The organism is Nostoc sp. CCY0012 (assembly GCF_963920855.1).
Classification (GTDB): Bacteria; Cyanobacteriota; Cyanobacteriia; order Cyanobacteriales; family Nostocaceae; genus Cyanocohniella.
Window position 1 is genome coordinate 1 of the sequence record NZ_CAWUDM010000081.1, and the last position, 14,490, is coordinate 14,490.

Consider the following 14,490-nt stretch of genomic DNA (forward strand, 5'->3'; position numbering starts at 1 on the left):
CCCCTTGTCCCCTTATCCCCCACTCCCCAGTCTCCAAAGAAAGGGGAAACTCCAGTACTTTAGCGTTGTATGCCGCTAGGGTTCGGTAGTAGTCACCAAAGGCTGGAGTAATTAATTTTGTTGCTGTTAATTTTGCGAGTTCCCTACCTGAAAGAGTAAGTAATTCTGCTGAACCGTTGCCCGGCAGAATCCACTCAAAAGGTAATTGATGGAAGTGACTGAGAGCTAGTCTCAGTTCACTATAGTTTGGGTCTGGATAGTGCTTAAGATTACCAATTTGGGCATGAATAGCCGCGATCGCACTATTTGGTGGCCCCAAGGGACTGATGCTGGCAGAAAAATCCAAAATAGCATCAGGGGGACAGCCAGCCAGTGCAGCTGCCCAGGCTAAGTTTCCCCCGTGTGCTGGTTGCCGCATCAAAAAAAAATTCCCTAAAACGTTATTTATTCTTTTGGGGGTGCAACCTTTTCTCTAAACATCTTACCAGCGGAGAAAGCGGGAACCCTGGTAGCAGGAATTTCCATCTTTTCATTGGTTTTGGGGTTACGACCTTCACGGGCTTTACGTTCCCGTGATTCAAATGAGCCAAATCCTACTAGCGTTACTTTATCACCAGAAGAAACAGCTTCGATAATCGTTTCCAAAGCGGCAGTTAAGACGGCATCCGCTTGTTTTTTGGTCACACTTGCCTTTTCAGATACGGCATCTACTAATTCACCCTTGTTCATATCAAACTCCTTGAGGTTTACTTGAGATTCGATTCTCTAACAGATGCACCTTGTCGTCTTTTTCTTAAATCTCTGTTGAGAGAATTACAAAAGTCGTCCTTTAGGAGTATTTACACTCAAAATGGCTGTACATCCTATCGGCTCGACTTTTCAATGAATCATTCTAAGGCGTTGTAGCCTGAAGTGGATAGATGAAACCATTAATTTATATGGATTTCAGGATTTTTTGGATTTTTTGGGTGGTTATCGCGTCTAAAAATATACATAAATCAATAAAATACTGAATAAATCACCTGATGATGGGTAGAACTTGGGGACTGGGATGAAAGAAATTTTTCCCTTCTCTGGACTCTATTTCAAAATTTTGATGATCCTACAAGCGATCGCTAATTTCCATAATTGCCTCACCTTGTCGCAGGCGTTCCCAAGCATCTGGAAATGTCGCAGAAAGGATTTGCCGCAGGTTGCGGTTTATAACATTACCACAAGTGAGCCACAAAATTTGTGCTGGTCTTCCCAAACGACACACCAAATCAACAAAATCGCTATCCTTGGTCATAATTCTGACTTTTCACGTCATTGAGAAAAGTCCACGGACAATCTAACGTCCAAATGAGCAATTCAAAGTCTCTCTCTTCGCAGGGCTGCGGTGTACACACAAGTCTTATCAATTTGCCTAACAGTGTTTCGATCCCCCCTAACCCCCCTTGAAAAAGGGGGGAAAAGAATCAAAGTCCCCCTTAATAAGGGGGATTTAGGGGGATCAAGCCACATTTTGTACGCAGCACAAAGATGTGTGTACACCGTAGTCTCGCAGAAGAGAGATTTAGAGAGAGGTTTTCCAGATACTATGAAAGCTTCCACCAGGCGACTGGAAGTCACAGCTATACAGACCAAACCCGCCTACGCGGGTTAAAACCCTTGACTTTCCGTTAGTCCTCGCTGGCGGACTTAGTTTGTATAGCCGCGATTTCTAATCGCCAGGGCTAGGTACTGCGGGCAATGATTCACATACCAGGATTGTAATAATTCTCCAACAAGTTGACAAAACAAAACCCGCCTTTGCGGGTTTGAAAAGCTTAATTTGTACGAGTACGCGCTGGCGGAGTTGGTTTGTATAGCAATGTATAGCTAAAGTGCTACAGTGCATTCAACAAGAATCCCATTCCCTACTCCCCACTTCCAACCTTTAAATGCAACTAGGTGTTATCTAGGCGCACTCAACCCACGGCGCTCTAGCATTTGCCGCACCTCTGGACTGGGAGCGTAGTTATAGCCATAAGCTGAGTTCTCAGAGTCATCCATCACCTGAGGTGTAAGTAGCACAATGACCTCATTACGCTGATTCTGTCTGTTTGTGGATCTAAACAGTGAACCAATTAGTGGAAGATCACCCAAAAGGGGTATCTTAGAAACTGTTGTTCGGTCTGAATCTTGAATAATGCCTGAAAGAATTAGTGTCTGACCATCTCGTAGGCGAACTACACCAGAATTTAAAGAGCGTTCGGATACCAAGAATATTTGTTGACTACCACCACCGCCAACATTGATACTAGCTGGAGATACAGGTGCTTTGACTACAGGAGCCACTGACAAAGAAACAAAACCGTTGTCATCAATCCGGTCAACTTTCACCGCTAAAGTTAAGCCTACTTGCTCTTTTTCAGCGGAAATTGTTTCTGTAGCAAGGTTCGCATCACGAACTATTTCCCTTGTAATATTACCTACTACTTCCTGTGTCAAGTTGACGTTAGCTGTTTGACCTTCTTGAACAATTAAGGTTGGGTCAGTCAAAATTTTGGCATTGCCATTTTGTACCTGAGCCTGCAAACTAGCAAGGAGACGTTTGGGATACTGGAATAAACTGGGTAGTGCAGATGTTATGGAACCGCGAGTTCCCTCAGTAACTGTTGTAGTTTCAGTTACTGCTCCTGTTGTTGGATCGGTAGTAGTGGTTGTTTGGATAATATTTGGCGTTCCTGGCGTAATCTCAGTAATGCCAGTGTTAAATGGATTTCCTGAAATTCCTGCTCTTCTTTGCAAAAAGCTTAGATCCTGACCTTGTTGATCAATAATAGTGGCTCCACCTGGATTGACGGTGATTCTTCTGGTATCTACTCCAGTGTTGGGAACTGGGCCAATATTTTGGGTTAAATCTATGAAAGTATTAGCACCTGCATAGGGATTACCAACAACAGTTGGACTTTGTAGACTGTTACGCACATCCCCAGCCGATGGTGGATTGATACCACCAAAATTCAGAGATGCTGCACCACCATCACTGCTAAAGAAGTTATTCCCAATACCAAAGGAAAAACTAGCGTTCTGGTCTTGGGTGTTCAACAGGTTAACATCAATAATTCTCACATTAACAGCCACTTGACGACGGCGGATATCAAGCTGACTTAGTTGAGTCATTGCCATCTCAACTTGTCTAGGAGGGCCAATCAAAGTCAGAGAATTGGTGCGTTCATCTCCTAATGCTTGTAAACCTCTTAGTAAAGGCTTTGAGTCTGTAAAATTAGCCCGTTGAACTTCCAGTCTGGTTTCTGTAGTTGTTTGCGTTTGGGTAATGGGAGTAGCGCCAGCACCCACAGGTACAGCATTCACACTGGTAACTTGACGTTCACGACTGACGGCACTTTCTGCACCCATACCGACTAAATAGTTTAAGGCTACTCCCACAGTTACCTGATTCAGCCGCAAGCTACGCATAACTACATCACGGGTAGAGTTGGGTAAACTAGGCCCCACAAAAATCGTGCGATTACTGCGGTTAGCTTCTAAACCACTGAGGCGCAAAACGTAATTAAACACATCTTGCACTGGCTCATTTTCTATATCTAAAGAAATGGTTTGAGAAATTGCCTGACCTTCACCCCCAGTAGCTTGCTCACCGCCTACATAAGCCAAATTTAAATTAGCAGCACGGGCTAGCAGTGACAAAACCTCGCGGACTGGTGCATCTCTCAATACCAAGCGGGGTACACGTTCTTGAGTTCCTAAATCAATGGTGCTGGGAGACGCATCTGTAGCGGAAATAGCGATATCTCCCACTGGTGGGGCCACGGCTCTGGGTAAGAATGGTGGCGCTTGGCTTACAGGTTGACCGGGGCCTGCTGGTAGCGCAGGTCTACCGTCAATTGAGACTTGTGGGTTAGGAACTAGAACATTAGGAGTGGGTTGGGCTGGGGTAGTAACAGGTGAGACTGCACCCATAGGAGGCGCTGGCGTTGGCGTTGATGCGGTGGTTGCAGATGAAGGCGTAAAACTGAGGGTAATTTCATCTGACTTTCGCACCAAAGGCTGACCAGTGGGGATGCTATTAATCCCCGTTACCATTACCCGAACGCTATTGGCATCAAGTTGCATAACTTGAACTGAGGCAATTCCCGCAGCCGGGTTATCTTGGCGAAAACTATTGCCTTGCGGTAAACGCAATTGCGTATTAATAATATCTGCAACTAAGGAATTACCTCTTTGTGTGGTAAAAACTTGTGGGCGCGACCCAGAAGAAGTTTTTAAAACAACACTAACGCCACCATTTACTTGATTGAGTTTGACATCAGTGACTTGGGCAATTTGTCCCCAAGCAGGTTGAGCAGCTAGAAATACAAAAGCGGCAGCACCTAATATTACACTATTACCGTGAAGCTGTTTCACAGTTCATTCCTCACTATATAAAACACCAATTTACGAACTTTTTTGGCTAGCTGCGTTGTAATTACTACTATCTGCAACTTGCTATTTTTAGTCTTCCCATTTTAGAGGTGCTAAGGAGGATATTTACTTTGATAAATGAAAATATTTCCCCCAACCTCATCTTGAAAATCTGTGTACACACAAATGATTAAATAACTGCTATTGTTGGGCTGTTTGTGCTTCCGCAGCCGCCGCTACTTCCTCAGAATTTAAGGGCATTAATGCTTCTAGTTGGAAAGATGTAGTAATAGGTGCTGGCCCTACCCGACGCACTTCTTCGCCTGATGGGTCTGTTGCAACTTCAGGAGCTAATCTCGCCTGATAATCTTTAACTATAAGCAAAGGCTGTAAACGCTCGATATTGCGAATAATCGCTTGCGTTTGCTCAAAAGTACCAACAACTTCGACATTAACGCTACTGCGTTTTAATTTGCCATCAACTATTGCTCCGAGAGAGCCATCATTAACGGTTTCTGCTTGCTGTGTAGATGGGACAAATTTTTGTAGTTTTGCCCTGACTGCATTAGCCGTAACTTGAGCATTGCCAGACTCAACTAACCGATTTAAATCTAGTAGCAAGGTATCTAAAGTTTTTTCATCAGAAAATAAGCTTAAAACCTGGATTCTTTGCTGCTTTGCCTGGGCTAACTCGTCTTTTACTTTGTCAATTTGTTGAATGCTGGCTTTCTTTTGCTCAATTTGCCCTTGCAAATCGTTACTTTTTTCTTGCTGCTGTTGATAAATTTCCCAAGCGGGCATTACCATATTCATCAGCATATACGCCGATCCAGCAATTCCCAATACACCCACTAAAATGCCGATAATTTTGGGTGTAAAACTAATACCAAAAACGACGGGATAAGCTGGTGTTTCGGCACCAAATTCGCCGCCTTCCGTAAAATTAAAATCTTCACTAAGTGTCATTTTGAAATGACTCCTGTTTGTTGCATACTGCGAATTCGAGTTACTAATCCAATGGTGCCTTTTTGTTCTAACTCCCGAATTAAATCCGAAGCTGGAACATCGCTCAGACTGGATTGAATAGTGTATCTAACTACTTGGGGTAGTTTAATTTGCACACTATTATTAGAGCGCCCAGCACCTGGTGGTATTGGTGCATCTACTAAAGTGGCGGTGATAATTCTGCTTTCCGAGGATTTCAAGAACCGGGACTGTTGTAAAGTCAACAAGAAATCATTGACATCATTAAAAGAACGAGCCAGTCCTGTAACCTCCAATCCTCCAGCCCTACTACCGGGTGGCTTTCCAGCGACTGCGGCAGCAGGTGGGAGTTGTTTGACGTTTTCAATTTGCACTGTGGCTGGTATGCGATCGCGCAAATCTTGTAACATGGCAGACCAAGGTCTAATCTGGTCAAATACTGTAACTAAACCCTGTGTTTCCGCTTGGACTTTTTTTGTCTCTTCGCGGATTTTGTTAATATTGCCAATTTCTGTTTCTAACCTCTTGTTTTCTTGATCTAGTTGTGCTATCTCTTGCTCCAATTGACTATTTTTGGCTTGCAAAAACCACAAACCAGCCCCAACAAAAATGGGAAAACACAGGCCCAGGGCAACCCCTATATACACAGGTGTTAAATCCCCCGTTGGCAGTTTAATTCCTGAGCTTTTCTTGGGTGTATTTTGGTAACCTGCACGGTCTTTAAGAAAATTAACGTCTAAACTGTACACTCTGTTACACCCCCCGCATTCCTAGACCAAGTACTATCCCTAAGCCAGACCGTTTTGCCATAGGATACTGTTCTTCATCAACTTGTAAGGACAAAGACCCAATAGGATCAATTTGGGTAGTTGGCAAGCTCAATCTTTGAGTGAAAAATTCATCTAGTTGTTGCAGTCCGCCTCCCGGCCCAGCTAAGAAAATCTGCGCCACTTCCAAGTTTTCACTTTGATTCAAGTAAAAATCGATAGAACGACGCAACTCATCTGTGAGTTCTCCCAAAACCCTCAACAAAGCTGCCATCCCAGGATTGATATCAGTCACCCCAGTTTGTCCACCATCGATGGGAGTGGGCGTAATCACCATTCCCATTAACAGTTCCATGTCTCGTGATGTGGGTAAACTCATGGCCCTAGCCATAGCCATTTGCATTTGATAAGTACCTATAGGTACTGTGCGCGAAAATTGCGGTACGCCGTTAATGACGATAGCTATTTCTGTACTGTCGAACTCAATGTCAACTAATACCGCTGCCTCTTGGGGGCTGAATTGCCGCAGTTGTTCACGAATTGTCCGAATCAAAGCAAAACTGTTAATCTCTAAAATATCGACTTGCAATCCTGCCTGTTCAAAGGTACTAAGATAGGTATCTGTCACCTCCTTACGAGTGGCAACTAGCAATACCTGTACCTTTTCAATGCCATCCTCATCAACAAAATACCCAAGTTTCTGATAATCTACATCAGCTTCTTCACGGGGATAAGGTAAATACAAACCAGCTTCGTGGTTTAATACCATTTCCCGTAATTCCTTGTCATCCAACTCTGCTGGCACAGGTATGAGACGGACTATGGAATCTCGTCCTGGTACACCAGTAGCAACACGAGAAACCTTGATTTTACTCTCAGCCAATGCCTGCTGAATTAACTGCGCCATTGCTGGGGTGTCAGTAATTTGTCCATCAGTTATTACCCCTTCGGGAACTTCTACTGATGTCAAGGACTCTAATTTTAAGCCTTGGCGCTGCTTGCGTAGCTGAACTACATTCACCCGTTCCGGTGCAAGTTCGATGCCCACCCCTTTATTTGATTTGCCGAACAGACTATTGAAGCTTTTCACCACAGTTATGCCCGCTGGACTCCTAAATGGAAAATTTAAATGATACTAAAGAATGTTCTGAGGACTAAGTAATTGATTTAGCCTATAATCTCGACAATTTGGCACAATTTTTTCACCCCAATCAAGCGTAAAAATACTGGTAAGATGATGCAATTGCGAAAATTCAAACAACTGGCGGTTTTTGCCCTAATTGGTTTATTGACCAGTTGGATGGTAAGTTGCAGTACCGGAAACACTGGTACAAATACACAACAAGCTGCTTCAGGAGAGGCAACTGTGGAGTTTTGGACTATGCAACTCCAACCTCAATTTACTGACTACTTCCAAAATCTAATTACAAATTTTGAAAATCAAAATTCAGGTATAAAGGTTAACTGGGTTGATGTACCCTGGTCAGCAATGGAGAACAAAATTTTAACAGCTGTCTCCGCAAATACGCCACCCGATGTAGTGAACCTGAATCCAGTTTTTGCGTCCCAATTGGCAGGACGAAATGCCTGGTTAGACCTGGATACAAAACTCTCAAATGAAGAACGCTCCTCCTATCTACCGAATATCTGGAAAGCCAGCACGCTTAACGGTAAGAGCTTTGGTATTCCCTGGTACCTCACCACACGGCTAACCATTTATAACACTGATTTATTAAAACAGGCAGGTATAACTAATGTACCCACAACCTACGGAGAATTAGCAGAGGTAGCACAACAAATTAAAGATAAGACAGGCAAATATGCATTTTTTGTCACATTTGCACCGCAAGATTCCGGTGAAGTGTTGGAATCCTTTGTGCAAATGGGAGTGACGCTAGTTGATGCTGAAGGTAAAGCCGCGTTTAATTCCCCACAAGGAAAAGCAGCATTTCAATATTGGGTAGATTTGTATAAAAAAGGACTACTTCCCAGAGAGTCTTTAACCCAGGGACATCGCCAAGCAATTGATTTATACCAATCTGGACAAACCGCGTTTTTAGCTTCAGGGCCAGAGTTCCTCAAAACTATCGGTAATAATGCTCCCCAAATTGCCAAAGCCTCTGCGATCGCACCCCAACTTACTGGTGATACTGGGAAGAAAAATGTTGCGGTGATGAATGTTGTTATTCCCCGTGCCAGCAAACACCCAGATGCTGCGGTGAAGTTTGCTTTATTTCTCACCAATGACGAAAACCAGCTAGCTTTTGCCAAAGCTGCAAATGTTTTACCATCTACTAAAAAAGCCTTGGCTGATAGTTACTTTAAAGATGTCCCGGAAACTGCTTCTACAGTAGAAAAGGCCAGAGTGATTAGTGCTAACCAACTACAACAAGCAGAAATATTAACTCCAACTTTGAGGGATTCAAAAAGATTGCAAAGAGCAATTTATGAGAACTTGCAAGCAGCAATGTTAGGGCAAAAAACAGTAGATAAAGCCTTAGAGGATGCAGCCCAAGAGTGGAATAGTCGGGCGTAGGTGAGAGGTTAGAGGCTAGAGGCTAAGTAGGACGGCATAAATAATTAAAGGTTTGTAGTGAGGACTTTAGTCCTCAAATAAGGGCTAAAGCCCTTACTACGAAATGAATTTTAATTATTTTATATTGCTTAACATAGTTTGATTTTTTCTTGCCGACTTACTTAGAGTAATTTCTAGTCCCTAGTCTCTAGTCCCACAGGAATTTCTATCACAAACTTTGTCCCTTGACCTGGTGTAGAATTACACAAAAGCTGACCTTTGTGTTTTTCAGTGATTATTTGATAGCTAATAGCTAAACCCATTCCTGTTCCTTTGCCGATGGGCTTAGTAGTGAAGAAAGGATCAAAAATGCTCTGTTTAATTGCATCTGGAATCCCAGAACCGTTGTCAGCAATTATAATCTTAATTTGCTGTTTTTGAGTAATAGAGGTATGAATTGTGATGGTGTTGGGGTTGTTAGTAATTTCTTCATAACTACGTCCCTGATTCGATTCTTCTAGGGCATCTATGGCATTACTTAACAAGTTCATAAATACCTGATTAAGTTGCCCTGCGTAGCATTCTACTAACGGTAAATTTCCGTATTCTTGAATAATTTGAATTTCTGGACGTTCTGCTTTAGCCTTGAGTCGGTGCTGCAAAATGACTAAGGTATTATTAATTCCTTCATGAATATCTACTGGCTTAAATTCTGCTTCATCAAGACGAGAAAAATTACGTAGAGATAACACTATCTCTCGGATACGTTGAGTACCAACATTCATAGATTGGATAACTTTTATTAGGTCTTCGCTAACAAAATCTAATTCCATTTCATCTAAACGTTCTTGAATATTTGGGGCTGGGTAGGGGTAATTTTCTTGATAAAGTTGCAGTAATTCTAATAAGTCTCTGGTATACCCATCTACATGAGACAAGTTACCATAAATAAAGTTGACTGGGTTATTAATTTCATGTGCTATACCTGCTACCATCTGTCCCAGTGCAGACATTTTTTCACCTTGCAGCATCTGAATTTGGGTGTGATGTAATTCTTTTAAGGTATTTTGTAGTTGGTCGTTTTTCTGGCTTAATTCTTGGGTGCGTTCTTTAACTCTATTTTCTAATTCAATCAAACTTTGTTCTAAGGCTGTGTATAGTCGAGCATTTTCTAAAGATATTGCTGCTTGAGAAACTAAGAGATTGAGGACTTCTATTCTATCAGTTGTAAAGGCTCCTATGATTAGGCGATTTTCTAAATATAGTATGCCGATTAATTTGCCTTGTTTCATGATTGGCATACACAAGATACTTTTGGGCTTTTCTTTTTGTATATATATGTCAACTGCCCAATTATTTTGTATGGTGACATCATTAATAACTAATGTATCTAACGTATTTTTAACATAGTTAATGATACTATGCGGAATATCATTACTATCTTTAACAGGGATAGATTTTAAAATAAAATCTTGATTTTTCAGGTAATTATTATTGAAATTTGCTGTTGCTTCGATAACCAAATTATTGTCTTGCAATAACATCAATGCAGATTTATTCGCGCCTGCACTTTCGAGAACAGCTTGCATTAGCTGGAAAAGTAATTTTTCGAGTTGAATTTCACTCGATATTGCTTGTGATGCTTTGATGATGCCTGGTAAATCGAGAAATGATGAAGTGGTAATAGTAGTTGAATGAATTGTGCGCGCGGCACTTGAGGCAATGGTTTCATTAGTTTTAATGGGATTGTATTCTTGTTGCAGGATGGGAAGAAGTAATTGGGGATAACGTTTTTCTAAGTCTACTACTTTGGCGGGGCTACCCCAACGGGTATAGCAGTAGTAAGCTTCCTGCATATAGACAGCAGCAATTTTTTCTTTGCCCCATTCTAAATAGAATTTAGCGGTAAGTTCATTGGCTAATGCTTCTTCGTGGATATATGCGTTTTTTCTGGCCAGTTGAATGGCGCGATCATAATTTTCTGTGGCGTTGGTTTTCTGACCTAAAACTCGATATTTTTCAGCTTCTACTAAATGAAATTTATGTAAATGATTCATCGGGGCGTTGTCTGCCCATTTTTTGATTTTTTTCTGGTTTGCTACTACACGCTTGAGAATTTGTTTTTGCTCCTGAGGTGAAGCTTCGTTGGCTAATGCTAAATAAGTCAATGAATTGTAAAAGTAGAAAATAACTGATGTGACTAAGCCAATACCAGCTTCTAAATTTTCTTGAGCTTTTTCTATAACTTCGGATCCATACTCTAAATCTGTAAATAAATAACTCAAAATTGCTTGATTCACATAAACAAGAAAAAGTTCTGCTTTATCGTTATTTGCTTGTTGCTGTGCCTCCATAAGACTGATGGAATAAAAATTACCTTCCAGTCGAGAAGCTTGGTTTGATTTACCCAGCAAGTTGAGTACTACTTGATAGTAAATATTGTGAGATTGCAGTGCTGTTTCTTGATTAAGTTGAGTAATAGCTTGACGATAAAACTCATACTTTAGCTCTATTTCTGCTAAATTATTGCCGACAAAATAATTATGCGCGCAGTAGCCGAAAGCCGACCAAGCGGCAAATTCTTTATCTCCGCTATTTAGTGCTATTTGGTAGCTTTCTAATAATGGTTCTAAGGTTTCTCTAATATGTTGTTGCCAATGATGTATAAAGCAGTAAACAGTATTGATGACGCTGGCTTTAATTTCCTTAGCATCAAATTTTTCTACAAGCTTGAGTGCTAATTCGCCAAATTGATAGCCAGATTTAATATCACCGACAAAACCGCAAAGAATTACGCCATACCATGTATAAAAAAATGCAGATAAATTTGTGTTGCCATATTTGACAAATAAGCAGACTGCACGAAAAATTAGCAATGGTAATAGGTTGGGTGCGCCGCTATATGCAGCTGATATAGTTTTTGATAAAATTTGAGCCACAACAATTTTATCTGGTGCTGTCATGGTGGGTAGCGCTTCTAGAGAGGCGATAGATTTACCCATCAACGCCAGTTTCGTGTCGATTAAGCCCAACACAATTGTTGGTGTAGTTGGCTTGGTGGGAAATTTGATGCCAAATTTTTTGACAACTGCTAAGGCAATTTTGACTGCTTCTACAGGTTGTCCTTGAAAAATCAATGCTTGGATTTTGGTTTCATAGACTTTAGCGGTATCTAGATGAGAATGTCCATTTTCCAGGACTATCTCTATAACTTGTTGCATCTGAGAAAAATCACCACTCAAAAATGTGGCGCGCGCCAATTCATTGGCAATTTCTAAGGCTAATGGGTATTGAGTTTCCCAGCAATCGGCCGGAAGTAACTTTTGGCTGGTGCAAAGATAGTCTACTCCAGCGACATAAGCTGTAGAAGCGATCGCCTTTTGAGAGGCTCGCAAATTTAAACGAGCCAGTTGCTCTTTTTCTGATCCATCGGTGATCAGGGACAAGCCAAAATTTAGTTGATTGGCGATCGCAAAAATCTGTTCTTCTCGTTCAGCGGCTTCCAGGTTTTCCAGCAGGAGTTTACCGATTTTGAGGTGAGTCTGTTGCTTTTGCTCTTGGGGAATCAGTGAATATGCGGCTTGTTGTACCCGATCATGAAAAAATCGATACTTAGCTGTTTTGTGAGTATGAGTTGAAACTTGTTGTAAATCTGCGGGAGTATCACTTTCTTGATAAAATTTATAAACTTCACTGACTGGAAGAATTAAACCTTCTTGTAAAGCCTTCCATAAATCTGTTGTTGTTTCTACTGGAGATTTTTCACAGACAATTGCCAATGTTTCTAAATCAAATTGAGAACCAATACACGCCGATAATTTTAAGATATTGAGAGTTACTAATGGCAGTTTTTGCAATTGCTGTGCCATAAACTCAACCACATCATCAGTTAGTGTTAGTGCTTTAATTTGAGCCATATCACATAGCCAATACCTCGCTTTAAAATCAAACTTAATTAGTTTATCTTCAAATAGTGACTTCAGCAGTTGTGTACTAAAAAAGGGATTACCTTGGGTTTTTTGATATATTAATTCTGTAAGTGGTTCTGCTAGTACTAAAGAACTATTGAGAGTATTGGCTATGAGTTGATTTAAGTCTGATTTTTGCAGTGCTGCCAGAGTGATATAATTAATATTTGACCCAGTTTTTTTAATTTCATCTAAAGTCAACATCAATGGATGTGCTGGAAATATTTCATTATTACGATAAGCACCAATGAGTAACATATAAGCAACATCATCTTCACTCATTAATAGTTGAATCAACTTCAAAGAAGCAGAATCTGCCCACTGCAAATCATCCAAGAAAATTACCAAAGGATGCTCTTTAGTTGTGAAAACATGGATAAACTTTTGAAATAATAAATTAAAGCGATTTTGGGCTGCTGTTCCGGAAAGTGTTGCTGCTACTGGTTGTTCACCAATAATTTGAGCTAATTCCGGAATCACATCTATAATTATTTGTCCATTCTCACCTACAGCCTCTAATATCTGAGTTTTCCAGAGTTTAATTTGAGTATCACTTTCACCCAATAATTGCGCCATCAAATCGCGGAAAGCTTGCACAAATGCCGAAAATGGAATATTCCGTTGAAATTGGTCAAATTTCCCTTTAATAAAATATCCCCGTTGTCTAACAATCGGTTTATGGACTTCATTAACTACAGCCGTTTTACCAATACCAGAAAACCCGGAAACTAGCATGATTTCGCTGTTACCATGAGCTACTCTCTCAAATACTTGTAATAAAGCTTCTACTTCCTGTTCTCGACCATAAAGTTTTTCAGGAATCAGGAATTGTTCGGTAATATCTCGACTTGCTAATGTAAAACCTGTAATTGTATCTGTCGTTTGTAATTCTGAGAGACAAATCTGTAAATCATGCTTTAATCCGGCTGCACTTTGATATCTATCTTCGGCATTCTTTGCCATTAATTTGGCAATGATTTCTGAGATGATTGGCGGAATATTAGGATTGACACTATGAACTGATGGGGGAATTTGGGCAATATGTGCGTGTACCAATTCCATCGGCTCATCAGATATAAATGGTAATTTACCTGTCAATAATTCGTAAAAAGTAATGCCTAAACTATAAAAATCTGTGCGATAATCTATACCCCGATTCATCCTCCCAGTTTGTTCTGGAGAAATATAACCCAGAGTACCTTCTAAGACATTAGGGTTTTGTAGTTGTGGGGTTTCTCTAGGTAGTAGGGAAGCAATACTAAAGTCAATTAATTTAATTTGATGATTTTCGGGATTAATGAGGATATTTGCGGGTTTAATATCTTTATGGATAATTCGGTGATGGTGTAGTGATTCTAAGGTTGTGGCTAGGGCTATGGCGACATGAAGGAAATCATTAATTGAGTATTTTTCTACTACCCATTCTAGCAACGAAATACCGCCAAAATCCTCCATAACTAAAGCGTAACCGTTGCGGTATGCTTCTAGGTTAATGGGTTTGATGATACCTGGGATATCTAAATTTTTGGTGATAGTGTACTGGTTGCGGAACTGAATAATTTCGCTAAAAGTAGGGTATTCATTCCGCATCAATTTGATGACTACTGGTTTTTGGTCAATTTTACGGTTGCATCTGTATACTAAAGTGCGCGTACCTGCATAAATTTGTTCTGTAATGGAGTAATCAGAAATTGCTACAGTGTTATTACTAAATACCATATTAGTCTGCTAAAATTTAACTTTTTGACTTCAAGTCTTAAGTTAATTTTGCCCAGAAAACATGAGTCAATAACACACACAATATTGGCTAATAGTGAATATAAATACCAAGAGCCTCAGATACCCAACTTATTGTGAAAATCAGGAA

The 14,490-nt window shown here is 40.7% G+C and carries 8 protein-coding genes and 1 pseudogene; 1 reads left to right on the plus strand and 8 read right to left on the minus strand.

Annotated features, from left to right (window positions below):
- From ACM0OS_RS20570 to pilM, 7 genes and pseudogenes are all read right to left on the minus strand, one after another.
- Positions 1 to 418: pseudogene (locus ACM0OS_RS20570) on the minus strand (threonine-phosphate decarboxylase); the annotation flags it as partial.
- Positions 419 to 444: 26 nt separating this feature from the next.
- Positions 445 to 729, minus strand: coding sequence for an HU family DNA-binding protein (locus ACM0OS_RS20575; protein WP_414545061.1), 285 nt, complete (start codon positions 727 to 729; stop codon positions 445 to 447).
- 373 nt (positions 730 to 1,102) lie between these two features.
- Positions 1,103 to 1,288, minus strand: coding sequence for a DUF5615 family PIN-like protein (locus tag ACM0OS_RS20580; protein ID WP_414545062.1), 186 nt, complete (start codon positions 1,286 to 1,288; stop codon positions 1,103 to 1,105).
- Between the two features lie 647 nt (positions 1,289 to 1,935).
- Positions 1,936 to 4,392, minus strand: coding sequence for an AMIN domain-containing protein (locus tag ACM0OS_RS20585; protein WP_414545063.1), 2,457 nt, complete (start codon positions 4,390 to 4,392; stop codon positions 1,936 to 1,938).
- 198 nt (positions 4,393 to 4,590) lie between these two features.
- Entirely contained in the window at positions 4,591 to 5,355 is a 765-nt protein-coding gene (locus ACM0OS_RS20590) for a pilus assembly protein PilO (RefSeq protein WP_414545064.1), read from the minus strand.
- Positions 5,352 to 6,122: a PilN domain-containing protein gene (locus tag ACM0OS_RS20595; protein ID WP_414545065.1), complete on the minus strand. Its 771-nt coding sequence runs from the start codon at positions 6,120 to 6,122 to the stop codon at positions 5,352 to 5,354. The genes ACM0OS_RS20590 and ACM0OS_RS20595 overlap by 4 nt, the downstream gene beginning before the upstream one ends.
- A 4-nt stretch (positions 6,123 to 6,126) precedes the next feature.
- A complete protein-coding gene (gene pilM / locus ACM0OS_RS20600; protein ID WP_414545066.1) occupies positions 6,127 to 7,233 on the minus strand; it encodes a type IV pilus assembly protein PilM in 1,107 nt (368 codons plus the stop codon).
- Between the two features lie 141 nt (positions 7,234 to 7,374).
- Here pilM and ACM0OS_RS20605 point away from each other — a divergent pair, with 141 nt between their 5' ends.
- Positions 7,375 to 8,676 carry an ABC transporter substrate-binding protein gene (locus ACM0OS_RS20605; RefSeq protein WP_414545067.1) on the plus strand — a complete coding sequence of 434 codons (1,302 nt, stop codon included), beginning with the start codon at positions 7,375 to 7,377 and terminating at the stop codon, positions 8,674 to 8,676.
- A 173-nt stretch (positions 8,677 to 8,849) separates the two neighbouring features.
- Here the strand turns inward: ACM0OS_RS20605 and ACM0OS_RS20610 are convergent, their stop codons facing one another.
- Positions 8,850 to 14,342, minus strand: a complete 5,493-nt coding sequence (locus ACM0OS_RS20610; protein ID WP_414545068.1) for an AAA family ATPase — start codon at positions 14,340 to 14,342, stop codon at positions 8,850 to 8,852.
- Positions 14,343 to 14,490: the final 148 nt, after the last annotated feature.